Raw genomic sequence first — 24478 nt, 5'->3', positions numbered from 1 at the left:
CCCCCGGAGAACGCCATGACCACCGAATCGACCGCCAACTTCAGCCAGGCCGAACTCGACAAGTTCGCGTCGCTGGCCAATCGCTGGTGGGACGCCGATGGCCCGCAGAAGCCGCTGCATGCGCTGAACCCGGCGCGGCTGGGCTACGTCGCCGAGCGCGTGCCGCTGCGCGGTGCGCAGGTGCTCGACGTCGGTTGCGGCGGCGGCCTGCTCAGCGAGGCGATGGCCAGGGCCGGTGCCGACGTCACCGCGATCGACCTCGCGCCCGAGCTGGTCAAGGTCGCGCGCCTGCATGGCTTGGAATCGGGCGTCAAGGTCGACTACCGCGTGCAGTCGGTCGAGGCGCTGGCGGCCGGGCAGCCGGGCGGCTTCGATGTCGTGACATGTATGGAGATGCTCGAGCACGTGCCCGATCCGCTGGCGATCCTGCGCGCTTGCGCAGCCCTGCTGAAGCCGGGCGGACAGTTGTTCGTGTCGACGCTGAATCGCACGCCGGCGGCCTTCGCGCTGGCGATCGTCGGCGCCGAGTACGTGGCGCGCCTGTTGCCCCGGGGCACGCATCACTACAGCGGTTTCATCAAGCCGGCGGAACTGGCCGGATGGCTGCGCGAGGTCGACCTGCAACTGGCCGACGTCAGCGGCCTGATGTACGAGCCCTGGCGCAACGCCGCGCGTGTGATCCAGCGCACCGACATCAACTACATCGCCTGCGCGAAGAAGCCGGCATGACGGCTTCGACGGCTTCGTCGCCTGCCGCCGCGCGTTTCCCGCGCGCGGTGCTGTTCGACCTCGACGGCACGCTGCTCGACAGCGCGCCGGACATGCTGGCCACGGTCAACCGTATGCGCGCATCGCTGGGCATCGCGCCGATGACCTTGCCCGCATTGCGCCCGTTCGTGTCCAAGGGCGGGCGGGCGATGACCGGTGCGGCGTTTCCCGCGTTGTCGCAGGATGAGGTCGTGGCCCGTGTGCCCGAATTCCTGAAGATCTACCACGAGGAACTGGGGCGCCACAGCGCGCCGTTCGACGATGTCGACACCCTGTTGGCCGCGCTGGAGGCCGAGGGCATCGTCTGGGGCATCGTCACCAACAAGCCCGAGTACCTGGCGCGCGACATTCTGCCGCAGCTGGGCTGGCAAGCACGTTGCGCGGTGCTGATCGGCGGCGACAGCCTGCCCGAGCGCAAGCCGCATCCGCTGCCGTTGCTGCACGCCGCAGACCTGATCGGCGTGGCGCCCGGAGACTGCGTCTATGTCGGCGACGACCAGCGCGATATCGATGCCGCGCGTGCCGCCGGCATGCCGTCCGTGGTCGCGCTGTGGGGCTATCGCCTCGAGGGCGACGACCCGGCGCAATGGGGCGGCGACGTGATGCTCGATTCGGTCGCGGCCCTGCTGGACCCGGCGATCTGGCCGCGGCTGCAGGCGGCGTCGGGTCCGACCCCTCCGGGGTGGGCCGACGCATGAACGATTCGACCGCACTGGAGACCTTCGTCGACAAATGGCGCACGCAATGGCCGGAATGGGGCGTGGCCGCGGTCTTCGTCCCGGTCGGGCAGCGGCCGCAGGTCGGTGCCTGGTTCGCCTTGCTGCAGGAGCTGCTGCTGGCGGCCTGGACCGGGCAGGAGGCCGCGCCCGGCCTGGCCAAGCTGGCCTGGTGGCAGGACGAACTGCAGGGCTGGGCCAAGGGCGGCCGCCGGCATCCGCTGGGCGAAGTGCTGCAGAAGCATCCCGCGCCCTGGGGCGCGCTGGCGCTGGCACTGAACGGCATGCCGGCGACACGCGAGTCGATGGCGACCGATCCGGCCGCGGCGACCGAGGTCCTGCCGCTGGCGCGCGCGATCCTGGGCTGCGAGGCGGTCCTGTTCGGTGGTGCCGCGTCCGTCGACGCGCAGGCGGTTGAGGAGCGTGCCGTTGATGAGCGCGCAGTCGACGAGCGTGCCGTCATCGCGGACCTGCTGGCGGAACGCGCCCTGTTGGCCGGCGATCTAGAGACCACCCGGCGGCTGTTGCAGTTGCCGCCGCCGCGCGTCGGCCGGACCCGCCCGCGACGCATGCAGGCGGCGATCCTGCGCGGGCGGCTGGCCCAGTTGCAGCGCGGGCGTCCGGGGACGCCGGTGCCGGCCTGGCGCAGCCTGATGGGCGCCTGGCGCGCGGCGCGCCAGGGCTGACGTTGATGGGGCAGGGCGGGCCCGGTCGCGTCCGTCCGGCTTCAAGGCCCGGAGCCGACAACGCAGCGTTTCGCCGCGTTCCGCCGCCCAGCGCTTAAAATGGCACGATTCCCCCCCTAGCGATCCCCCACGACCTTGAGCACACCGATCCTGCAACCCCTGCCCGACGTGGCAGGCGATACCGCGCGCGCGGCGCGTTCGCTGGACTGGGTGGGCATGCAGCGCATCGCGTTGCCGTTGTCGCTGCCCGGCGCCGATGGCACCGCGATCCGCGTGCCGGCGTCGGCCGATATCGCCGTCAACCTGCTGCAGCCCGAGGCGCGCGGCATCCACATGTCGCGGCTGTACCTGCGACTGCAGGACGAGCTGGGACACAAGACGCTGTCGCCCGCGTTGCTGGCGCAGGTCCTGCGCGACTGCATTGATTCGCAATCCGGATTGTCCGACCGCGCGCGCCTGACGCTGCGCTACGCACACCTGCTGCGGCGGCCGGCGCTGGCGTCGTCGTACTCGGGCTGGAAGGACTACCCGGTGACCATCGAGGCGGTCGTGGATCCGCAGGGCATGGCGTTGACGCTGTCATTCTCGGTCGAATATTCGAGCACCTGTCCGGCCTCGGCGGCGTTGTCGCGGCAGTTGAACGCGCGCCGTTTCAACGAGGATTTCGGGACCACCGGCGAGGTGTCCGCGGAGCGTGTCGGCGAGTGGCTGGCCTCCGAACGCGGCCTGGCCGCCACCCCGCATGCGCAGCGCAGCCGCGCCGACATCCGTGTGCAGTTGGCCGATGCCGGCGATGGCCTGCCGCTGGAATCGCTGGTCGATGCGATCGAGCAGGCGCTGGCGACCCCGGTGCAGACCGCCGTCAAGCGCGAGGACGAGCAGGCCTTCGCCCGCCTCAATGCCGAGAACCTGATGTTCTGCGAAGACGCGGCGCGCCGTGTGGCGGCGGTGTTGTCGGCCGATGCGCGCGTGGCGCGTTTCGACGCCACGGTCTCGCATTTCGAGAGCCTGCACGCCCACGATGCCGTCGCCAGCGTCAGCGGCGCGCAAGGCTAGACCTCTTCAGCCCCCGCGTGGACGAACGTGCCGCCGCGCGCCGCGCAAGGTCAGTCTGCGACTGTCTGTCTTGACGAACGCGCCGCCGCGCGTCCATTCAACGAATCACCGACGCTTTCACTTCCCGCGTTCCAGAACAAGAAGCTGGTCGATGCGCGTGTCAAACCGCGCCAGACGAACCCTTCCGCGCCGGTCTGACGAACGCGCCGCCGCGCGCCCGTTCAACGAATAACCAGTGCTTTTACTTCCCGCGTTCCAGAACAAGAAGTGGGTCGATGCGGATATCGAACCAATTCATCCCCCAATGCAGATGCGGTCCCGTCGCGCGTCCGGTCGCGCCGACGGCGGCGATGACCTGGCCCTGTTCGACGCGATCGCCGACCTTGGCGTCGATCCGCGACAGGTGCAGGAAGTTGGAGCTGATGCCGTGGCCATGGTCGAGCACCAGGGTGCCGCCGGTCAGGTAGAGGCCGGGATCGGCGAAGGTCACGATACCGGCGGCCGGTGCCTGCACCGGGGTACCCGTGGACGCGGCGATGTCCATGCCCGAATGCGCGGAACCCGGCTGCCCGTTGTAGACGCGCTGGTTGCCGAAACGTCCGCTGATGCGGCCCTGGACCGGCCAGATGAAGGCCTGCGCGAAATCGGCGCGGGCATCGTCGCGGTTGCGGGCCTCGACCACGCGGGCCTGTTCGCGACGGATGCGCTCGGCGATGTCGGCCGGCGGGTTGACGGTTTTCGGCGGTACGCCGTTGACGCGTTCGGTCGGCCAGTCGCGCGGGGAGATCGCGACGCTGGCGGTCTCCTGACTGCCGTCGGGACGCGTGACTTCGACCGTGGCCGTCCCGCTGGCGTCGCGCGCGACGCCGAACACCACGGTGCCGTAGCCGGTGCTGCGCAAGCTGCGGCCGCCGTAGCGGACCGTGCTGCCGGCGGGCACCTTGCCGACGACCATCGCGCCCTGCTGCACGCTGGCGGGAAACACGATGCGGCGATCGTCATCGGCGCTGGCGTTGCCGGACCATGCGCTGGCCAGCAGGCCGAGGCCGAGGGCTGCCGCCGCGATCGACATGCGCAGCGCTGCGATCAACGCGCGAACTCCAGCCGCTGGCCCTGCGGCTGGCCGACCAGGCGCTGTCCGTCCCAGGCCTGCACGCCGTTGACCCAGGTCGAGGCGATCCGCGAACGAAACGTGGTGCCTTCGAACGGCGACCAGCCGCACTTGGACAGCACGTCCTCGCGGGCGACCGTCATCGGCGTGTCCTCGACCAGCACCAGGTCGGCGAAATATCCTTCGCGCAGGTAGCCGCGCTCCTTGACGTCGAACAGTTGTGCCGGTGCGTGCGCGAACTTCTGCACCAGGTGCGCGGTGCTGAAGTGGCCTTCGTGCACGCATTCCAGCGCCGCGTTCAAGGCGTACTGCACCAGCGGCAGGCCGCTCGGCGCGCGCACGTAGGGATTGGATTTTTCTTCCAGCGTATGTGGCGCGTGGTCGGTGGCGAGCACGTCGATGACGTCCTCGGCCAGCGCCTTCAGCAGGGCCGCGCGGTCGGAGGCTTCCTTGATCGCCGGGTTGCACTTGATCTTGTGGCCGAGCCGCAGGTAGTCGGCGCGCTCGAAACGCAGGAAATGGATGCAGGTCTCGGCGGTGATGCGCTTGCGGCTGCCGTCGGCGCGTACCAGCGGGCCGCGTTCGAACAGCGCCAGCTCGTCCGCGGTGGAGATGTGTAGCACGTGCAGGCGGGTGTCGTGCCGGCGCGCCAGCGACAGCGCCAGCTGGGTCGACTTCATGCAGGCTTCGCGCGAGCGGATCTCGCCATGGAATTCGGCCGGGATGTCGTCGCCGTACTTGGCGCGGTACTGCGCCAGCAGGGCGTCGATCATCGGCGTGTCTTCGCAGTGGGTGATGATCGGGACCGGGGTTTCGCGGAAGATGCCGTCCAGCGTTTCCGGGTTGTCGACCAGCATGTTGCCGGTGGACGCGCCCATGAACACCTTGATGCCCGGCGCGGCCTTGGGGTCGAGGCTGCGCACGGCGTCGAGGTTGTCGTTGCTGGCGCCGAGGTAGAAGCCGAAGTTGCCCCAGGCGCGACCGCTGGCGCGGCGATACTTGTCCTCCAGCGCGTCGCGGTCGAGCGTCGGCGGACTGGTGTTGGGCATGTCCATGAAGCTGGTCAGGCCGCCGGCGACCGCGGCCGCGGACTCGGTGGCCATGTCGGCCTTGTATTCCATGCCCGGTTCGCGGAAATGGACCTGGTCGTCGATCATGCCCGGCAGCAGGCGGCGGCCGGCGGCATCGACGACGGTATCGCCGTCGCGGGCAGGCAGTTGCGCGCCGATCGCGGCGATGCGGCCGGCGGAGATGCGCAGGTCGGCCTCGAATTCACGGCCTTCGTTGACCAGGCGGGCATTGACGATCAGGGTGTCCGACATGGGAGTTCCAATCAGGTTCGGGGCGGGACGGGGTCGTGACCGCCGGGGTGCAGGGGGTGGCAGCGGCCCAGGCGCCGGATGGCCAGCCAGCCGCCCTTGAGCGCGCCGAAACGGCCGATGGCCTCCATCGCGTACTCCGAGCAACTGGGCACGAACCGGCAGCGGGGACCCAGCAGCGGGCTGATGAAGCGCTTGTATCCGCGCAGCAGGACGATGAGGAGGCGGTCGATCACGGCGTCTGAATGAATGCGTTTTGGCCGACGCGGTTGCCGCTGTAGGCAGGGCAGGGTATAACAGCGCGCTTTCCCCTCCAAGGGAATCAGAAGGATTGCAGCTAGTGGCAGTTAAGAAAATCGCGAAGAAGTCCGCCAAGGCGGCCCCGAAGAGTGCAGCCAAGGTGGCCAAGCCGGTCGCCAAGAAGCCTGTGGCAAAGAAGGCTGTCGCCAAGAAGCCGGCCGCCAAGGCGGCGCCAGCCAAGAAGGCTGCGCCCGCCAAATCGGTCGCGAAGAAGGCGGTTGCCAAGAAGCCGGCCAGCAAGCCCGCGCCTGCGAAGAAGCTTGTCGCCAAGGCCAAGCCGGCGCCGGCCAAGCCGGTCGCCAAGCCCGCTGTCGCCAAGCCTGCGGCCGTGAAGGCCCCGGCGAAGAAGGCCGCCCCGGCCAGCAAGCCCAAGACTCCGTCCAAGCCGGTCGCCAAGAAGGCGGCGTCCCCGGTCGTGAAGTCCGCGCCCGTGGCCAAGGCCGACGCGCCGGTCAAGGCCGCCGAGCCCGTGGCCAAGCCGGTCGCCAGCAAGCCGGCCCCTGCGGCCAAGACCAAGGCCAAGCCGGCCGAGGTCGCGCCGCCGCGCCCGACCACGGTGCCGCGTCCGGTCGGCAAGGTCGCGGTCGCGATCGTCTCCAAGGCCCCGGCCCCGGCGCCGAAGGTCAAGGTCAAGGTCGTGCCGTTCCAGAACGACGCCGAGACCGGCCGCCCGGTCGTGCCGCAGGGCTACAAGCCCAGTGCGGACGAGGAGTACATGAGCGTGTTGCAGCTCGAGTACTTCCGCCAGCGCCTGCTGAAGTGGCGTGCGGACCTGGTCGAGGAATCCAAGCAGACCATCGAGAACCTCAAGGACGAAGTCCGCGACGTTGGCGATGAAGCCGAGCGTGCGACCCGCGAGACCGAGAACTCCCTGGAGCTGCGGACCCGCGACCGTTACCGCAAGCTGATCGGCAAGATCGACAGTACGCTCAAGCGCGTGGATTCGGGCGAATACGGCTACAGCGTGGATTCGGGCGAGGAAATCGGCCTGGATCGCCTGGAAGCCCGCCTGACCGCAGAGCGCACGATCGACGAGCAGGAGCGTTGGGAGCATCTGCAGAAGCAGATCGGCGACTGATCGCGCGTGGCGCCTGGCGTCATCGAAAACCCGGCTTCGGCCGGGTTTTTTTGTGGGCGGCAGGAAGGCCGGTCTTGCGCGGCTTGCCGGTCTTCGCAGGTCTTATTGCAGGTCCCGCAAACTCAGCCTGCGCAACTTGGGCGCACGCCAGGCGGTGGCCGCGACCACGGCCATCGTCACGAATCCGCCCAGCACCACCGCCGGCACCAGGCCGAGCAGGCGCGCCATCGAGCCGGCGTAGAAGGCGCCGATCTCGTTCGAGGAGCCGACGAACAGGCCGTTGATCGAGGACACCCGGCCGCGCATCTCGTCGGGTGTCGACAACTGCATGATCGTCGAGCGCATGACCACCGAGACACCGTCGCAGATGCCCGACAGCAACAGGAAGAAGGCCGAGAGCCAGAACACGCGCGACAGCCCGAAACCGATCATGCACAGGCCGAAGCACGCCACCGCGACCAGCAGGATGCGGCCTTCGTGGCGCTTGAGCGGGTGCCGGGCCAGCCAGATGCCGACCGCGACCGCGCCCAGCGCCGGGGCGCCGCGCAGGATGCCCAGGCCTTCGGGGCCGTAATGCAGGATGTCGTGGATGAAGGCCGGGGCCAGGGAGATCGCACCGCCGAACAGCACCGCGAACATGTCCAGCGCCAGCGCGCCGAGGATGATCTGGTTGCCGAACACGAAGCGGCCGCCTTCGGCGATGCTGGCGAAGATCGGTGCGCGCTGCAGTTGCTGGGCCGGTTCGCTGATGCGCATCCGGGTCATCGCGATGGCGGCGATGATCGCGAACACCGCGGCGACGCCGTAGGCCGCGGACTTGCCGCCGTAGGCGACCAGGAAACCGCCGATGGCCGGGCCTGTGACCAGGCCGGACTGGAACGCGATGCTGCCCAGGCTGGCGCCGCGCACGTACTGCGCGCGCGGCAGCACGCGGGCGAACAGGGCGTTGTAGACCGGACCGAGGAAGGCGCGCACCGCGCCGGTCAGCGCGATCGCGGCGTAGATCGCGGCCACGCCCAGCGACGGGAACCAGCCCTGGGTGATGACGATCAACAGCAGCGGCGTGATCGCCAGGCACAGGCAGGCGATGGCGCCCAGGCGCCGGCGGGGCAGGTGGTCGACGAGGTAGCCGGCGAACGGCGCGACGCAGAAGTACGGCAGCACTTCCGCCAGGCCGACCAGGCCCAGCATCCAGGGGTCGCGGGTCAGTTCGTAGATCTGCCAGCCCACGGTCACCGCGACCATCTGGTACGACAGGATCGTGCAGATCCGGTAGGTCAGCAGCGTGCGGAAGTCGGGATTGCGCAGCGGCGCCGCGCGGCTGTCTTCGTCGCGCGGCGGATCGGACGTCACTGTGTCGGGGTCGCTCACGTCGTTGCGCGCCGCGCGGTTTCGCGGATCAGTTCAAGCAGCGAGGCCAGGCCGTTGTTGCGGGTCGGCGACAGGTGCTTGGCCAGGCCGATGGCCGAGATGTAGTCGGCCTGGGTGTCGAGGATCTCGCGCGCGCTGCGTCCGGAATAGACGCGCAGGGCAAGGTAGATCAGGCCCGAGACGATCGCCGAATCGCTGGTCGCGGCGAAGTCGAGGCGCTCGGCATTGCCCGAGGGCACGATCCAGACCATCGACTGGCACCCCATCAGGCGGTGCTCCTCGGTCTTCCAGGCGTCCGGGAAGGCCGGCAGCTTGCGGCCGAGGTCGATCAGGTACTGGTAGCGCTCGGACCAGTCGCCAAAAAATGCAAACTCGTCGCCGATGGCCTGTTGCGCGGATTCGGGCGTGGGTTCCAGCGGGAATAGGGTGTCGGTCACTACAGCGGGGGTCCACGACGCGCGCATGCTGCCGCGCGAGGCGGCAGGACGGCTGGGGAAAGGGGGCGCGTCATTATCGCAGAATCCGGCGTCGACCCGCCGTGCAGGCAGGGCACGCTCCGTTGCGCGCATGACCTTCTCTGCATGTCCTCCAGCTGCGGCTTTCGACCCGGCCGCGACGCCTTGCGATCAAACCGCGGGGATGCCTGCCGGCAGCGCTGCGATCAGCCGCGCTTCCAGCGCACGCCCTGAGCGGTGTCCTCGAGCAGGATGCCCTCGGCCGCGAGCTGGTCGCGGATCGCATCGGAACGCGCGAAGTCGCGCGCTTGCTTGGCCGCCGCGCGCTCGTCGATCAAGGCCTGGATACGTGCGTCGTCGTCGCTGGATGCGCCACGGGCGAACCAGTCCTGTGGTACCTGCTGCAGCAGGCCCAGGGCCAGTCCGGCGCCGAGCAGGGCGCTCTTGAGACGCTGGCGGTCGTCGGCGGCCGTCGCCTTGCGGGCCTCGCCGGCGATCCGCGCGATCTCGGCCAGCGCGGCCGGGGTATTGAGGTCGTCGTCGAGCACGGCCTCGATGCCGGCCGGGATGATCGCCGGGGCCTCGACATCGCCGAGGTCGCGCAGCGTGCCGTAGAGGCGGTCGAGCGTGCGCACGCTCTGTTCGATCAGGGCGTCCGACCAGTCCAGCGGCTGGCGGTAATGCGCCGACAGCAGCGCATAGCGCAGGGCCTCCGGCGGATGCGACTGCACCAGGTCGTGCACGCGCTCGATGTTGCCGACCGATTTCGACATCTTGGCGCCGTCGAAGGTCAGCATGCCGTTGTGCAGCCAGAAGCGTGCGAACGGCTTGCCGCCATGGGCGCATTCGCTCTGGGCGATCTCGTTCTCGTGGTGCGGGAACTGCAGGTCGACGCCGCCGGCATGGATGTCGATGGTTTCGCCCAGGTGGGCGGCGGCCATCGCCGAGCATTCGATGTGCCAGCCCGGGCGCCCGCGTCCCCATGGCGAATCCCAGCCGGGCAGGTCGCCGGTCGAGGGCTTCCACAGCACGAAATCGCCGGGGCCGCGCTTGTACGGCGCCACTTCGATCCGCGCGCCGGCCAGCATGTCCTCGGGGTCGCGCCGCGACAGCTTGCCGTAGCCGTCGAAATGCTCGACCGAGAACAGCACGTGGCCTTCGGCCGCATAGGCGTGCGCGTTGTCGATCAGCCTGCCGATCATCTCGATGATCTGGTCGATATGCCGCGTGGCTTCGGGCTCGATGTCCGGCGGGGCGACGCCCAGCGCGGCCATGTCGGCGCGATAAGCGGCGGCGAAGCGGTCGGTGATCGTCGCGATCGGCACGCCCTGTTCGCGGGCGGCGGCGTTGATCTTGTCGTCGACGTCGGTGATGTTGCGGGCGTAGCGCAGGCCGCCGTGGCGGCGACGCAGCAGGTCGGCCAACACGCCGAACACGACCGGGCCGCGTGCGTTGCCGATATGCACGTAGTTGTAGACCGTCGGGCCGCAGACGTACATCGTCGGGCTGGACGGATCGATCGGGGCAAAGGCTTCGACGCGGCGCGTCAGGCTGTTGTAGAGGTGCAGGCTCATCGTGCGTCGCGGCAGGGAACCCCGCGATTCTAGGGCCTGTCGGCGCGCTTGCGTTAGCGCGGGGCGATGGCGGGCCGGAGGCCGTGCAGTCCTCGACATCGCTGCCTGCGCCCGCCGACGCCGCCCTGCAGGCCTGCTCATTCAGCCGCGGGCCGGTGCGCCGGCCATACACTGCTGCCCTTGTACGCGCCTGCTGCGCGCCCGCGGTGCCTTGATGCCACGCCTGACCTTGCCGTCGATGTTGCTGCTGTCCGCCCTGTTGGCGGCGCCAACGGCGTGGGCGCAGCAGAGCGCGAGCCAGGCCGAGAACGTGCGGACCGAGTTCGCCCAGGTGCTGCGCGCCGAGCCGGTCTACCAGACCCTGCGCGCGACCAGCATGGTCGAGCGCTGTACGGCCAGCACGCCGGTCGGCGGCACCGAGGAGCGGCGCGGCATCGCGCGCGTCGTCGGCGCGGTCAAGGACGTGCTGAAGTCGGCCGACCGGGTCGACGAGGTGGCGCCATCGGCCGGCGGCGAATGCGAGATGGTGCCGGTCGAGCGCGAGTTCCGCCGTCCGGTGGCCTACGACATCGACTATGTCCATCGCGGCGTGAAGTACCGCTCTCGCCTGCCTTACGACCCCGGCAACCGGTTGCGCGTACGGGTGTCGGTGACGCCGGTCGTGCAGCCCCAGGGCCAGCCGATCCCGTAAGAACCTGTTCACGATCTTGCTGCGCTTGCCATCTGGCGCGCATGCGGTGCTCGGTTGCTCATCGCGAGCTCGTGAACAGGTTCTAAGGCGCGGCCATCGCATTGACAGGCCCGGGGCCGGCGAGCGCCCCGAAACCCCATACCTGAGCGGATTGTTGCGGCGCACGCCATTGCATGCGACGATGCCGCCCCATGCCGTACATCTACACCAACGCCGACATCCTGACTTCCGCCCGAATGGCGGCAGGCATGACGTCGCGTGCTCGCCGACCGGAACCGCGTTTCTTCGCTGGGTAGTCCGGAGCGTTCTTGTGTTTGCAGTTCCGACGACCCGGCCCAGCGCCGGGTTTTGCTTTTCCTGAGACTGGTGATCGACATCCGCTGCCGTTGATCCCGCCCTGGTTCATGACGCTGTCGTTCAAGCCTGCTGTAGTTCAAACCTGCTGTATTTCAAACCTGCCGTAGTTCAGGCCTGCTGTCGTTCAAGCCTGTTGTCGTTGCCAACCGATGTCGTGTCACCCCTGTTCGCCCCCGCCGTCGTCCCTCCCGGACCACCTCCACCGATTCGCAGACCAGGCCCTTGCCGGCCACTTGCAGGAACGAGCCACCGATGAAGCACTTTCTCAATACGCAGGACTGGAGCCGTACCGACCTCGACGCCTTGCTGACCCAGGCCGCACTGTTCAAGCAGTACAAGCTGGGCGATGCGCTGAAGGGACGTTCGATCGCGCTGGTGTTCTTCAATCCGTCGATGCGCACCCGCACCAGCTTCGAGCTGGGCGCGTTCCAGCTCGGTGGGCACGCGATCGTGCTGCAGCCGGGCAAGGACGCATGGCCGATCGAGTTCAACCTCGGCACGGTCATGGACGGTGATACCGAGGAGCACATCGCCGAAGTGGCCAAGGTGCTGGGCCGCTACGTCGACCTGATCGGCGTGCGCGCGTTCCCGAAGTTCGTCGATTGGGCCTATGACCGCCAGGACATCGTGCTCAAGAGCTTCGCCAAGTACTCGCCGGTGCCGGTCATCAACATGGAGACCATCACCCATCCCTGCCAGGAGCTGGCGCATGCGCTGGCGCTGCAGGAGCATTTCGGTACCCAGGACCTGCGCGGCAAGAAGTACGTGCTGACCTGGACCTACCATCCCAAGGCCCTCAACACTGCCGTCGCCAACTCGGCGCTGACCATCGCGACCCGCATGGGCATGGACGTGACCCTGCTGTGCCCGACGCCCGAATACGTGCTCGACGAGCGCTACATGGGCTGGGCCGAGGCCAACGTCGCCGAGAACGGCGGCTCGCTGCAGGTCAGCCACGACATCGAAAGCGCCTATGCCGGCGCCGACGTCGTCTATGCCAAGAGCTGGGGCGCGTTGCCTTACTTCGGTAACTGGGAGCCCGAGAAGCCGATCCGCGACCAGTACAAGCACTTCATCGTCGACGAAGCCAAGATGGCGCTGACCAACAACGGCGTGTTCTCGCACTGCCTGCCGCTGCGCCGCAACGTCAAGGCCACCGATGCGGTGATGGATTCGCCGGCCTGCATCGCCATCAACGAAGCCGAGAACCGCCTGCACGTGCAGAAAGCCATCATGGCCGCCCTGATCGGCAGCCGCTGAGCGGCCCCGACCACAGCATCGCAACACGCAACGCCATTACCCCCATTGTCTGCGCAGCAAAGGATTTCAATGAACACCCCGAACAAAGACATCGTGCTGGCCTTCTCCGGCGGCCTCGACACCAGCTTCTGCGTGCCCTATCTGAAAGAACAGGGCTGGAACGTCCATACCGTGTTCGCCGATACCGGCGGCGTGGATGCCGAAGAGCGCGATTTCATCGAGAAGCGCGCGGCCGAGCTCGGCGTCGCCAGCCACCTGACCGTCGAAGGCGGCCCCGCGATCTGGGACGGCTTCGTCAAGCCGTTCGTCTGGGCCGGCGAGGGTTACCAGGGACAGTACCCGCTGCTGGTGTCCGACCGTTACCTGATCGTCGACGCCGCACTGGCGCGCGCCAACGACCTGGGCACGCGTGCGATCGCGCACGGCTGCACCGGCATGGGCAACGACCAGGTGCGCTTCGACCTGGCGGTCAAGGCCAGCGGCGACTACCAGATCATCGCGCCGATCCGTGAAATCCAGAAGGAACACACGCAGACCCGCGCTTACGAGCAGAAGTACCTCGAGGAACGCGGCTTCGGCGTGCGCGCCAAGCAGAAGGCCTACACGATCAACGAGAACCTGCTGGGCGTGACCATGTCCGGCGGCGAGATCGACCGTTGGGAAACCCCGGGCGAGGGCGCGCGCGGCTGGTGCGCGCCGCGCAGCGCCTGGCCGACCGAGCCGCTGCGGGCGACCGTGCGTTTCGTCAATGGCGTCGCGGTGGCGCTGGACGGCACCGAGCTGCCGGGCGACAAGCTGCTGGCCAAGCTCAACACGCTGTTCGCGCAGTACGGCGTGGGCCGTGGCCTGTACACCGGCGACACCACGATCGGCCTGAAGGGCCGGATCATCTTCGAGGCACCGGGCCTGACCGCGTTGCTGGCCGCGCATCGCGCGCTGGAAGAGGCGGTGCTGACCAAGCAGCAGAACCGCTTCAAGCCGGCCGTCGCGCGGCAGTGGGTCGAGCTGGTCTATGAGGGCTTCTTCCACGATCCGCTGAAGACCGACCTCGAGGCCTTCCTGGCTTCGTCGCAGGCGATGGTCAACGGCGAAGTCGTACTCGAGACCCGCGGCGGTCGCGTCGATGCGGTGGAAGTGCGCTCGCCGCACCTGCTGCACGCCAAGGGCGCGACCTACGCGCAGTCGGCGGACTGGGGCGTCGAGGAAGCCGAGGGCTTCATCAAGCTGTTCGGCATGAGCTCGACGCTGTGGGCCGAGGTCAATCGCTGAGAAGGCTGGGGACTGGGCCTTGGAACAGAGAGCCGGGGAGGGGAGTCGCAGCCGCGGACCCCTGTCCTGCTTTCGATGTCGCGTCAACCGATCGGATCACCCATGACCGCACTGCTGGACAGAACGCTGGACCACCTTGAGCAGCTGGTGTCATTCGACACCCGCAATCCGCCACGGGCGATCACGACCGGCGGCATCTTCGACTACATCGCCGGGCAGTTGCCGGGCTTTGCGGTCGAGGTCGTCGACCATGGCGCCGGTGCGGTCAGCCTGTACGCGGTGCGCGGTACGCCGCGCTACCTGTTCAACGTGCACCTGGACACCGTGCCGGATTCGCCGGCCTGGAGCGCCGACCCGCATCGCATGCGGCGCGAGGGCGACCGCGTCGTCGGCCTCGGCGTCTGCGACATCAAGGGCGCGGCGGCAGCGCTGCTGGCGGCGGCGAATGCCGGCGACGGTGATGCCGCGTTCCTGTTCTCCAGCGATGAAGAAGCCAATGATCCGCGCTGCATTGCGGCGTTCCTGGCGCGCGGCATTCCCTACGAGGGCGTGCTGGTCGCCGAGCCGACGATGGGCGAGGCCGTACTGGCCCATCGTGGCATCAGTTCGGTGCTGATGCGTTTCGCCGGCACCGCCGGGCATGCCTCGGGCAAGCAGGATGCGGCGGCCAGTGCGTTGCACCAGGCCACGCGCTGGGGTGGTCGCGCACTCGACCATGTCGAGTCGCTGGCGCATGCCCGTTTTGGCGGGCTGACCGGGCTGCGTTTCAACATTGGCCGCATCGAGGGTGGCATCAAGGCCAACATGATCGCGCCGGCCGCCGAGCTGCGCTTCGGCTTCCGGCCGCTGCCGTCGATGGACATCGATGGCCTGCTGGAGACCTTCGCGGGATTCGCAGCGCCGGCTGCGGCGCATTTCGAGGAGACCTTCCGTGGTCCGAGCCTGCCGTCCGGCGATGTCGCCCATGCCGAGGAACGTCGCCTGGAAGCCCGCGACATCGCCGACGCACTCGACCTGCCGATCGGCAACGCCGTCGACTTCTGGACCGAAGCCTCGCTGTTCTCGGCCGGCGGCTACACCGCGCTGGTGTATGGGCCCGGCGACATCGCGCAGGCGCACACCGCCGACGAGTTCGTGACGCTGGCACAGTTGCAGCGCTACGCGGAATCGGTCCATCGCATCATCAACGCGCCCTAGGCGCACGGCCCGCCCGCGCACTGATCCGCATCGAACACCCTGATCGCGCCCAGCTCCCGTCCAAGCCGGGGCGCGCCCACCGCAGTTTGTCATCCAGCCAGAATCGAGCATGCAAGCCAACACCCAAACCCGTCAGACCATCGTGCGCCTGCTGTCGAGCATGGCCAGCGCGAAGGAGATCAGCCAGTACCTCAAGCGCTTCTCGCAGCTCGATGCCAAGCGCTTTGCCGTGGTCAAGGTCGGCGGCGCGGTGCTGCGCGACGACCTGGAGGCGCTGACTTCGTCGCTGTCGTTCCTGCAGGAAGTCGGCCTGACGCCGATCGTGCTGCACGGCGCCGGCCCCCAACTGGACGCCGAACTGGCCGCCGCGGGCATCGAGAAGCAGACCGTCAACGGACTGCGCGTGACCTCGCCCGAGGCACTGGCGATCGTGCGCAAGGTGTTCCAGGCCTCCAACCTGCGGCTGGTGGAAGCGCTGCAGCAGAACGGTGCGCGCGCGACCTCGATCACCGGCGGCGTGTTCGAGGCCGATTACCTCGACCGCGACACCTACGGCCTGGTCGGCGAGGTGCAGCGGGTCAACCTGGCGCCGATCGAGGCCAGCCTGCAGGCCAGCTCGATCCCGGTCATCACCAGCCTGGGCGAGACCGCGGGCGGGCAGATCCTCAACGTCAATGCCGACTTCGCCGCCAATGAGCTGGTGCGCGTGCTGCAGCCGTACAAGATCATCTTCCTGACCGGTACCGGCGGGCTGCTCGACGAGGACGGCAAGGTCATCGACTCGATCAACCTGTCGACCGAGTACGACCACCTGATGGAACAGCCGTGGATCAACGGCGGCATGCGCGTCAAGATCGAGCAGATCAAGGATCTGCTGGATGGCCTGCCGCTGGCGTCGTCGGTGTCGATCACGCGGCCTGCGGACCTGGCCAAGGAGCTGTTCACGCACAAGGGTTCGGGCACCCTGGTCCGGCGCGGCGAGCGCGTGCTGCGCGAAACCTCTTGGGACGCGCTCGACCTGCCGCGCATGCGCCAGTTGATCGAATCCAGTTTCGGTCGCACGCTGGCGTCGGACTACTTCGACAAGACCCGGCTGCTGCGCGCCTATGTCAGCGAGAACTACCGCACGGCGGTGATCCTGACCGATGAGGACGGCATGGTGTACCTGGACAAGTTCGCGGTGCTCGACGACGCCCAGGGCGAAGGCCTCGGCCGCGCGGTCTGGAACGTCATGCGCGAGGAAACCCCGAGCCTGTTCTGGCGTTCCCGCCACAACAACGGCATCAACCATTTCTATTACGCCGAGTCCGATGGCTGCTACAAGCAGGACAAGTGGAAGGTGTTCTGGTACGGGCCCGACGACGTCGGCGACGGCGGCTTCGGCTACATCCAGCGGGCGGTCGCGCATTGCGCGGTGCGGCCCGCCACCCTGGTCGGCTGAACCATGAATCTGTCGCTCCTGCCTCCGCCATGGCGCAGTCCGCCGACGCTGCGGGGCACGCACGCCTGGCTGGAGCCGCTGCAGGCCACGCATGCCGATGGCCTGCGCGAGGCGCTCGGCGACGGCGCGCTGTCGACGCTGTGGTACACCAACGTGCCGGCGCCCGATGGCGTGCCGGCCTACGTCGAGGCCGCGCTGGCGATGCAGGCGCAGGGGCAGGCGCTGCCGCTGGCGATCCGCAGCGCCGCGGGCCGCGTCGTCGGCAGCACCCGCTTCTACGGACTGGAAGCCGACGTGCCGCGCCTGGACATCGGCTATACCTGGTACGCCCAGGACGTACAGCGCAGCGGCATCAACACCGAAACCAAGCTGATGCTGCTCACGCATGCGTTCGAGACGCTGGGCTGCATCAGCGTGGGTTTCGAGACCAGCTGGTTCAACCACGCCTCGCGCACCGCGATCGCGCGCCTGGGCGCCAAGCAGGACGGCGTGCTGCGCAACCGCAAGCGACACGCCGATGGCAGTCCCCGCGACACCGTCGTTTTCTCGATCATCGATGCGGAGTGGCCCGCCGTGCGGCGCCACCTGCAGTCCCGACTGGATGCACACGCATGACCCAACAGACCTTCACCGTCGGCATCGTCGGCGCACGCGGGCACACCGGCAGCGAGCTGATCCGCTTGCTGTCCGACCATCCGGCGTTCCGGCTGGCCTTCGTGTCGTCGCGCGAGCTGGCCGGCCAGCCGGTGGCCGCGCACAACCCGGCCTATGCCGGCGCGCTGCAGTACGAGAACCTGGACCCTGCCGCGATGGCGGCCAAGGCGGCCGATGCGATCGTACTGGCCCTGCCGAACGGCAAGGCGATCGACTATGTCGCCGCGCTGGATGCGAGCGGGCAGTCGCCGGTGGTCGTCGACCTGTCGGCCGACTACCGCTTCGACGACCGCTGGTACTACGGCCTGCCGGAGCTGACGCGCGGGCGGTACCAGGGCCAACGCCGGATCAGCAACCCCGGCTGCTATGCCAGTGCGATGCAACTGGCGATCGCGCCGGTGCTGGACCTGGTCGAAGGCCCGGTGCAGTGCTTTGGCGTGTCCGGCTACTCCGGCGCCGGCACCACGCCGTCGGACAAGAACAACGTCGAGCTGCTGCGCGACAATCTGATGCCGTATTCGCTGACCGGGCACATGCACGAGCGCGAAGTCACCCGGCAACTGGACCACGCGGTCGAGTTCATGCCGCATGTCGCGCCGCATTTCCGCGGCCTGACCGTGACCTCCAACCTGCACCTGCGCGAGTCGGTCACGCTGGATGCGGTGCGCGCACGCTATCGCGAGCGCTATGCGGGCGAGCCGCTGGTGCAGGTGCAGGACGATGCGCCGTGGGTCAGCCGCATTGCCGGCCGCCATGGCGTCGAGATCGGCGGCTTCACGCTGAGCGCGGACGGTCGCCGGCTGGTGGTGGTGTCCACGCTCGACAACCTGCTGAAGGGCGCGGCCACGCAGGCGCTGCAGAATCTCAATCTCGCGTTCGGCTTCGACGAGAAGACCGCGATCGCGTTGCAATGAACCGACGCCGGCGGGCCGCGTCCCGCCCGGCGACAAGCACCCGCGCACGCCGGCAGGACCGTCGTGCAACGGCCAGACGAACGGACGCAGGCCAGCGCCTGCGCCACTGTGGAGACGGATGATGGCGGAGTTGTTGTGGGCCAAGCCCGGCGTGGCGGTCGATGCGAAGATCCAGGCGTTCCTGGCCGGTGACGATGTCATCCTGGACCGCGAGTTCTTCCTGCACGACATCGATGCCAGCCGCGTGCATGCGCAGGGGCTGCAGCGCATCGGCATCCTGTCGCAGGACGAGCTCGATGGCCTGACGCGCGAGCTCGGCGTGCTGGCGGACGACTTCCGCAGCGGCGCCTTCGTGCTCGACGAGCGCTACGAGGACTGCCATTCCGCGATCGAGGCGCGGCTGACCGAGCGGCTGGGCGATGCCGGCCGCAAGATCCATACCGGACGCAGCCGAAACGACCAGATCCTGGTCGCGACGCGCTTGTGGCTGAAGCAGAAGCTGGCCCGGGTCGCGACGCTGTCGCGCGAGATCGCCGGCGTCGCGCTGCAGCGCGCCCGCGCCGAACGCGACCTGCCGATTCCGGGCTACACGCACATCCAGCGCGCCGTCGTGTCCTCGGGCGGCATGTGGTGGTCGGGCTGGGCCGAAGCGTTCATCGACAACGCGATCCGCGCCCACGATACCCGCGCCATCGTCGATGCCAACCCGCTGGGCACCGCGGCCGGCTACGGCGTCAACCTGAAGCTCGACCGCGTGCACACCACCGCGGCGCTCGGCTTCGCGCGGATGCAGGTCAGCCCGGTCTACGCGCAGCTGTCGCGCGGCAAGTTCGAGCTGGCCGCGCTGGAAGCGCTGGGGGGCGCGACGCTGGACCTGCGCCGCCTGGCCTGGGACCTGTCGCTGTTCACCAGCGCCGAATACGGCTTCGTCGCGCTGCCGGCGCAATACACCACGGGCAGCTCGATCATGCCCAACAAGCGCAACCCCGATGTCATCGAGCTGATGCGCGCGACCCATGCCAGCGTGGCCGCCGCGCGCACCGAGATCGAACAGCTGCTGTCGCTGCCGTCTGGGTACCACCGCGACCTGCAGTCCAGCAAGGGCGCGATCGTGCACGGCTTCGGCCGCGGCCTGGTCGCGCTGGAACTGTTGCCGGCGCTGCTGTCGAACCTGGACTGGCGCGAGGACCGCCTGCGTGCCGCCGTCGATTCGGGCATGTATGCGACCGATGTCGCGGTCGAGGCGGCGCTGGCCGGCGTGCCGTTCCGCGAGGCCTACAAGGCGGCTGCCGCCGGCGCCGATTCGGCCGGCGAAGGCCGTACGCCGGAAGGCAGCCTGCAGGCGCGGGTGTCGCCGGGTGGTGCGGCCGACCTGCAGTTCGAGCAGTTGCAGGCGCGCTGGGATGCGCTGCAGGTCGTCGATACCGACGCGGAAGGTGCAGGCGCATGACCACATGCTATCTGGTGCTGGCGATGCGGCGCCCGGGCTTCGACGCCTCGGTGGTCGCGCCGCACCTGGCCTTCCTCGATGTGTTGCGCGACAACGGGCAACTGGAGATGACCGGCGGCTTCAGCGATGGCAGCGGCGGCGCCTACTTGCTGGTGAATGTTGCCAGCCTGGCCGAGGCCCAGGCGATCGTCGCGCAGGATCCGCTGGCATTGCAGGGCGCCTCCGACCTGGTCGTGCACGAGTGGAACACGCGCGACACGCGTGCTGCCGCGAACAGCGGGCAATGACCCTATGACGATCCAGCCCGCGAGCTTCAGCGAACAATCCCTGACGCCATGGCGACGCGCGGTGCTCAAGGTCGGCAGCAGCCTGCTGGCGGCCGATGGCGGCGGCCTGTCGCCACGTTACGCGCAGGCACTGGCCGGCTTTGTCATCGCCGCGCACGCACTGGGGCGCGAGGTCGTCATCGTGTCCTCGGGCGCGGTCGCGGCCGGTCGCGCGATCCTGCAGGAGCAGCCGGCACCCGGTGCGCCCATGGCCGAACGGCAGGCGCTGGCGGCACTGGGTCAGGCGCGCCTGACCGGCTTCTGGCAGGGCTTCTTCGAGCGCCCGGTGGCGCAGGTGCTGCTGACCCACGACGACCTGCGCAATCGCCGCCGCTATCTCAATGCACGCGCGACTCTGACCGCGCTGCTGCAGCACCGTGCGCTGCCGATCGTCAACGAGAACGACACCGTGTCGGTCGATGAACTCAAGCTCGGCGACAACGACAACCTGGCCGCGATCGTCGCCGCGCTGGTCGATGCCGACGTGCTGTTCATCGCCACCGACATCGACGGCCTCTACGATGCCGACCCGCGCCACCATCCCAATGCACAGCCTGTGCCGGTGGTCGCGCAGTTCAGCGTCGAATTGCTGGCCAGTGCGGGCGGATCGGGCAGCAGCGTCGGCACCGGCGGCATGCGCACCAAGCTGGAGGCAGCGCAACGTGCTGCGGCGGCCGGCATCGCGACAGTGCTGTTCAACGGCCGTCGCGCCGACGTGCTGGAACTGCTGGCACGCGACCGCCTGCTCGGCACCCGCGTGCACGCGCTGCGGACCCGCATCGCCGTGCGCAAGCACTGGCTGCAGAACGCGCCCGCGCATGCCGGCGGCATCCGGGTCGACCAGGGCGCTGCGCATGCGCTGGTCGAGAAGGGGGCCTCGCTGCTGCCGGGCGGCGTGGTCGGCGTCGACGGCGATTTCCACCGTGGCGACATGGTCGAGGTGTTCCTGCACGAGGACGGCGGCGTGCAGCGCATCGCGCGCGGGGTCTGCCAGTACTCCGCTGCCGATATCCGCCGCATCACCCGCCGGCATTCGCGCGACATCGAGGCCGTACTGGGCTACAGCTATGGCGAAACCATCATCCACCGCGACGACATGTCGCTGGCCTGACGCCGGCAGGGCGTGACGCGACGCTTGCCCACGCCCGCCCAAGGAGCATCCGCATGACCGACATCGAAGACACCCGCAGCGACACCGGCAACAGCAGCGACATCAAGCAGCTCGCCCTGCGTTGTCGCGACGCCGCGCAGGCACTGGCCGTGCTCGACAGCCGGGCCAAGGATGCGCTGCTGCGGCAGATGGCCGACAACCTCGATGCCGACACCGCCGTTATCCTGGCAGCCAATGCACGCGACCTCGACGCCGCGCGTGCCAAGGGCATCGCCGGTGCGATGCTCGATCGCCTGCTGCTGGACGCGCCGCGCGTGTCCGCGGTCGCCGCTGCCTTGCGCCAGGTCGCCGGCCTGCCGGACCCGGTCGGGCAGGTCACCCGCCAGGACGTGCGTCCCAATGGCATCCGCGTCGACAAGGTCCGCGTGCCGCTGGGCGTGATCACGATGATCTACGAAGCCCGTCCCAACGTCACCGCCGATGCCGCCGCGTTGTGCCTGAAGGCCGGCAATGGCGTGATCCTGCGTGGCGGCAGCGAAGCCATCCATTCCAATACCGCGATCGCCGCCTCGCTGAAGCGGGCGCTGCGCGATGCCGGACTCGATGACGCCGTGCTGACCCTGGTCGAGGACCTGCGCCGCGAGACCATGCTGGCGCTGCTGCAGCTGACCGACATCATCGACCTGGCGATCCCGCGCGGCGGCGAGGGCCTGATCCGTTTCGTCGCCGAGCATGCGCGTGTACCGGTCATCAAGCACTACAAAGGCGTGTGCCATCTGTTCGTCGATGCCAGCGCCGACCTTGAGCTGGCACTGCGCCTGCTGGTGGACGGCAAGACCACGCGGCCGGGCGTCTGCAACGCGCTGGAGACGCTGCTGGTGCATGCCGACGTCGCCGGGGCGTTCCTGCCGGCGGCCGGCAAGGCCCTGCAGGCGCGCAATGTCGAACTGCGCGGCGATGCGCGCACGCGCGCCCTGTTGCCCGATGCGCTGGCCGTGACCGAGGATGACTACGCCGCCGAGTTCCTCGACCTGATCCTAGCCGTGCGCGTCGTCGATTCTATCGACGAGGCCATCGTCCACATCCGCCGGCACGGTTCGGACCATACCGAGGTCATCGCCACCCGCGATGCCGCCCATGCCGACCGCTTCATCGCGTCGCTGCGCTCGGCCGTGGTGATGGTCAACGCCTCGTCGCGTTTCAGCGATGGCGGCGAGCTCGGCCTTGGCGCCGAGATCGGCATCTCGACGACGCGCCTGCACGCCTATGGCCCGATGGGCCTGGAGTCGCTGACGGTCGAACGCTACGTCGTGCGCGGGGATGGGCAGGTCCGGCACCCGCCGGCCTGACGGGGACCCGCCTGAGCGCTGCCGGCCGGCACCGGGACCACCGGGTCTGCCAGACTCGCGTCCGTGAGCCTGTCCGTGCCCCTGCTGTCCCCGAGCCTGCTATCCCTGAGCCGGCGTCCTTCCGGCCCGGACCGTCATGCCTGGTCTGCCCGCGTCCTGCCGTGCCCAAGGGCGGGCCGATTTCTCGCCCTCGCACGTCATAGCAGGTAGGGATCCGTGCGCGCAGGGATAAGTCCATGAAAATAAAGGGGGTCGAGTCGACGCCGAAGGGGCTGGCGGGCTGGTTGCGCGGGCTCGACGTGCCGCCGGAGCCGGCGGCGCCTGCTGCGTCCGACCCTCCGCCGGTCGCCGACCACCATGCGGTGGTCAACCAGCTGTTCCGTCAGCACAATCGCTCGCTGGTCAATTTCCTGATGTCGCGGCTGTCGTCGGAGCAGGAAGCGCGCGACGTCGCCCAGGAGGCCTACGTCAAGCTGCTGCAGCTGGACCGACCCGGTGCGATCGGCTTCCTGCGGGGCTACCTGTTCCGGATCGCCGCCAATCTGTCCGTCGATCGCCTGCGCCATCGCAAGGTGCAGGAAAAAGCCGCGCTGGAGCTGTTCGAGGAATTCGCACCGGTCGACGCGCCCGAACGCGAGGCGATGGGGCGCGAGGAGTTCGACCGCATCGCGCGCGTGCTGGACGGCCTGCCGCAGCGACACCGGCAGGCCTTCGTGCGCCATGTCGTCGAGGGGTACAGCACGATGGAAGTCTCCCGCGAGATGCGGATCGACGAACGGACCGTGCGCAAATACGTGACCCATGCGCTGGTGCAGTGCAGGCAGGTGCTCGGCGTGGACGCTGGAATGGATGCGGGCAGGGGAGACGGCGAATGAACAACGGAATGGGCAACGGAGTGGGCGAGGGAATGGGCAAGGAAACCGACATGCACGCCAGCGCAGGCATCGCGTCGATCGACGAGGCACGCTTTGCCGTCGCGGCCGACTGGCTGCAGCGGCTCGATCAGCCGGCGCTGGACGAGGAGGAGATGCAGCAGTGGCTGGCCTGGCTGGCGTCTTCGGAACGCAATGCGCAGGCCTTCGACGAAGCCAGTCGCCTGCGCCAGCGCCTGCGCGGCATGCCGCAGGATTTCAAGCGCGCGCTGCAGGCCAGGGTGCCTGCGCTGTCGTCGCGTCCGCGGGCGGGCGGGGCACGCTGGTACAAGGCCGTGGCGATCGCCGCGTGCCTGTGCGTTGTTGCGCTGATGCATGCCAACCTCGGCCAGGGACCTGCGGGTAGCACGGAAACGGTCTATGCAGTGCCAGCTGGGGAATTCCGCACGGTGGCGTTGCAGGACGGCTCGTCGCTGGTGCTGGGGACGGACGCTGCCGTCGCGGTGGCCTTCGACGAGAAGCGCCGGGTGCTCGACGTGCATCGCGGGGGTGCCTACTTTGAAGTCCAGCACGATGCGCACCGGCCTTTCGTCGTGCGCGCGGCCGGCGTCAAGGTGACCGCGATCGGCACGGCGTTCAATGTCTCGCGGCTGGCCGACCGCGTGGTCGTCACCGTGACCGAGGGTGTCGTCGAGGTCGAGCAGGAGCAGCGCATCAACGGCTCGGTCGTCCCGATGCGGCTGCGGCTTGCAGCGGGGCATCGCAAGGAGCTCGCGTTGGCGCCGCGCATCGACCCGCCGATCGGCAGCAATGCCGCGACGTTGCCGGAATGGCGCAGCGGTCGGATCGAGTTCGTCAACACGCCGTTGCGCGAGGTGTTGTCGCTGGTCAATCGCCATGCCCCGGTGCGCATCGCGATCGACGACCCGCGCCTGGAGGGCCTGACCTATTCGGGCACGGTCGAGCGCGTGCATATCGACGAGTGGATCGCATCGCTGCCGCATGTCTACGGCATCCGCGCAGTGAAGCTCGACGACGGCAGCGTGACCCTGGTGTCGGGCCGCACGCCCGGCCGGCAGTGACGCCAGGCATGACGGCAGCACGGCAGGCGATGGCATCGGCCACTACCACAGTGGCATGACCGTCCTGTGTC

General features: G+C 68.8%; 24 protein-coding genes. 18 read left to right on the top strand and 6 right to left on the bottom strand.

The annotated features are described in order from the left end of the window. Positions 1 to 15: 15 nt before the first annotated feature. The 4 genes from ubiG to folE2 all read left to right on the top strand — a co-directional run bounded on the left by ubiG (position 16) and on the right by folE2 (position 3226). A complete protein-coding gene (ubiG, locus tag ACYX7E_RS12610) occupies positions 16 to 729 on the top strand; it encodes a bifunctional 2-polyprenyl-6-hydroxyphenol methylase/3-demethylubiquinol 3-O-methyltransferase UbiG (protein WP_462080933.1) in 714 nt (237 codons plus the stop codon). After that, positions 726 to 1466, top strand: a complete 741-nt coding sequence (locus ACYX7E_RS12605; protein WP_462080932.1) for a phosphoglycolate phosphatase — start codon at positions 726 to 728, stop codon at positions 1464 to 1466. The genes ubiG and ACYX7E_RS12605 overlap by 4 nt, the downstream gene beginning before the upstream one ends. Next, positions 1463 to 2170: a phytoene/squalene synthase family protein gene (locus tag ACYX7E_RS12600; RefSeq protein ID WP_462080931.1), complete on the top strand. Its 708-nt coding sequence runs from the start codon at positions 1463 to 1465 to the stop codon at positions 2168 to 2170. The genes ACYX7E_RS12605 and ACYX7E_RS12600 overlap by 4 nt, the downstream gene beginning before the upstream one ends. 135 nt (positions 2171 to 2305) lie before the next feature. Then, complete coding sequence (folE2, locus tag ACYX7E_RS12595; RefSeq protein ID WP_462080930.1) at positions 2306 to 3226, top strand: GTP cyclohydrolase FolE2; 921 nt, start codon at positions 2306 to 2308, stop codon at positions 3224 to 3226. A 241-nt stretch (positions 3227 to 3467) separates the two neighbouring features. Here folE2 and ACYX7E_RS12590 read toward each other — a convergent pair whose 3' ends face one another. Genes ACYX7E_RS12590 through yidD form a run of 3 tightly spaced genes read right to left on the bottom strand, consistent with a single transcriptional unit; the run spans position 3468 to position 5892 of the window. Next, positions 3468 to 4298: a M23 family metallopeptidase gene (locus ACYX7E_RS12590; RefSeq protein ID WP_462081021.1), complete on the bottom strand. Its 831-nt coding sequence runs from the start codon at positions 4296 to 4298 to the stop codon at positions 3468 to 3470. Positions 4299 to 4312: 14 nt separating this feature from the next. Next, positions 4313 to 5659 carry a dihydroorotase gene (locus tag ACYX7E_RS12585; protein WP_462080929.1) on the bottom strand — a complete coding sequence of 449 codons (1347 nt, stop codon included), beginning with the start codon at positions 5657 to 5659 and terminating at the stop codon, positions 4313 to 4315. 11 nt (positions 5660 to 5670) lie between these two features. Continuing rightward, the gene (gene yidD, locus ACYX7E_RS12580; RefSeq protein ID WP_462080928.1) at positions 5671 to 5892 is read right to left on the bottom strand and encodes a membrane protein insertion efficiency factor YidD; all 222 of its coding nucleotides are present in this window, start codon (positions 5890 to 5892) and stop codon (positions 5671 to 5673) included. Between the two features lie 104 nt (positions 5893 to 5996). Between yidD and dksA the strand changes: the two genes are divergently transcribed. Beyond that, on the top strand, positions 5997 to 7034 hold the full coding sequence (gene dksA, locus ACYX7E_RS12575; RefSeq protein WP_462080927.1) for an RNA polymerase-binding protein DksA: 1038 nt from the start codon (positions 5997 to 5999) through the stop codon (positions 7032 to 7034). A 102-nt stretch (positions 7035 to 7136) separates the two neighbouring features. Here dksA and ACYX7E_RS12570 read toward each other — a convergent pair whose 3' ends face one another. The 3 genes from ACYX7E_RS12570 to cysS all read right to left on the bottom strand — a co-directional run bounded on the left by ACYX7E_RS12570 (position 7137) and on the right by cysS (position 10434). Continuing rightward, entirely contained in the window at positions 7137 to 8387 is a 1251-nt protein-coding gene (locus ACYX7E_RS12570; RefSeq protein ID WP_462081020.1) for an MFS transporter, read from the bottom strand. A 14-nt stretch (positions 8388 to 8401) separates the two neighbouring features. Beyond that, positions 8402 to 8842, bottom strand: coding sequence for a SufE family protein (locus ACYX7E_RS12565; protein WP_462080926.1), 441 nt, complete (start codon positions 8840 to 8842; stop codon positions 8402 to 8404). Between the two features lie 224 nt (positions 8843 to 9066). After that, positions 9067 to 10434: a cysteine--tRNA ligase gene (cysS, locus tag ACYX7E_RS12560; protein ID WP_462080925.1), complete on the bottom strand. Its 1368-nt coding sequence runs from the start codon at positions 10432 to 10434 to the stop codon at positions 9067 to 9069. Between the two features lie 211 nt (positions 10435 to 10645). On the opposite strand from cysS, the gene ACYX7E_RS12555 reads away from it, so the two are divergent. The 13 genes from ACYX7E_RS12555 to ACYX7E_RS12495 all read left to right on the top strand — a co-directional run bounded on the left by ACYX7E_RS12555 (position 10646) and on the right by ACYX7E_RS12495 (position 24407). Further along, on the top strand, positions 10646 to 11125 hold the full coding sequence (locus tag ACYX7E_RS12555) for a hypothetical protein (protein WP_462080924.1): 480 nt from the start codon (positions 10646 to 10648) through the stop codon (positions 11123 to 11125). A 609-nt stretch (positions 11126 to 11734) separates the two neighbouring features. Then, positions 11735 to 12742, top strand: coding sequence for an N-acetylornithine carbamoyltransferase (locus ACYX7E_RS12550; protein ID WP_462080923.1), 1008 nt, complete (start codon positions 11735 to 11737; stop codon positions 12740 to 12742). A 69-nt stretch (positions 12743 to 12811) separates the two neighbouring features. After that, on the top strand, positions 12812 to 14011 hold the full coding sequence (locus ACYX7E_RS12545) for an argininosuccinate synthase (protein WP_462080922.1): 1200 nt from the start codon (positions 12812 to 12814) through the stop codon (positions 14009 to 14011). A gap of 102 nt (positions 14012 to 14113) precedes the next feature. Then, entirely contained in the window at positions 14114 to 15208 is a 1095-nt protein-coding gene (locus tag ACYX7E_RS12540; protein ID WP_462080921.1) for an acetylornithine deacetylase, read from the top strand. A gap of 109 nt (positions 15209 to 15317) precedes the next feature. Then, entirely contained in the window at positions 15318 to 16649 is a 1332-nt protein-coding gene (locus tag ACYX7E_RS12535) for an acetylglutamate kinase (protein ID WP_462080920.1), read from the top strand. 3 nt (positions 16650 to 16652) lie between these two features. Next, the gene (locus ACYX7E_RS12530; protein WP_462080919.1) at positions 16653 to 17264 is read left to right on the top strand and encodes a GNAT family N-acetyltransferase; all 612 of its coding nucleotides are present in this window, start codon (positions 16653 to 16655) and stop codon (positions 17262 to 17264) included. Next, positions 17261 to 18217, top strand: a complete 957-nt coding sequence (gene argC / locus ACYX7E_RS12525) for an N-acetyl-gamma-glutamyl-phosphate reductase (protein WP_462080918.1) — start codon at positions 17261 to 17263, stop codon at positions 18215 to 18217. The genes ACYX7E_RS12530 and argC overlap by 4 nt, the downstream gene beginning before the upstream one ends. 121 nt (positions 18218 to 18338) lie before the next feature. Beyond that, a complete protein-coding gene (locus tag ACYX7E_RS12520) occupies positions 18339 to 19667 on the top strand; it encodes an argininosuccinate lyase (RefSeq protein ID WP_462080917.1) in 1329 nt (442 codons plus the stop codon). Beyond that, complete coding sequence (locus ACYX7E_RS12515) at positions 19664 to 19954, top strand: YciI family protein (protein WP_462080916.1); 291 nt, start codon at positions 19664 to 19666, stop codon at positions 19952 to 19954. The genes ACYX7E_RS12520 and ACYX7E_RS12515 overlap by 4 nt, the downstream gene beginning before the upstream one ends. A gap of 4 nt (positions 19955 to 19958) precedes the next feature. After that, complete coding sequence (gene proB / locus ACYX7E_RS12510; protein WP_462080915.1) at positions 19959 to 21104, top strand: glutamate 5-kinase; 1146 nt, start codon at positions 19959 to 19961, stop codon at positions 21102 to 21104. 53 nt (positions 21105 to 21157) lie between these two features. Next, positions 21158 to 22453, top strand: coding sequence for a glutamate-5-semialdehyde dehydrogenase (locus ACYX7E_RS12505; protein WP_462080914.1), 1296 nt, complete (start codon positions 21158 to 21160; stop codon positions 22451 to 22453). A 236-nt stretch (positions 22454 to 22689) separates the two neighbouring features. Then, positions 22690 to 23328 (top strand): RNA polymerase sigma factor, encoded by a 639-nt coding sequence (locus ACYX7E_RS12500; protein ID WP_462080913.1) that lies wholly within the window; start codon positions 22690 to 22692, stop codon positions 23326 to 23328. Beyond that, on the top strand, positions 23325 to 24407 hold the full coding sequence (locus ACYX7E_RS12495) for a FecR family protein (protein WP_462080912.1): 1083 nt from the start codon (positions 23325 to 23327) through the stop codon (positions 24405 to 24407). Before ACYX7E_RS12500 ends, ACYX7E_RS12495 begins: the two co-directional genes overlap by 4 nt. Positions 24408 to 24478 lie beyond the last annotated feature (71 nt).

It is taken from the genome of Luteimonas sp. RIT-PG2_3, from assembly GCF_054902115.1.
This window is presented reverse-complemented; position numbering and strand designations above follow the sequence as displayed.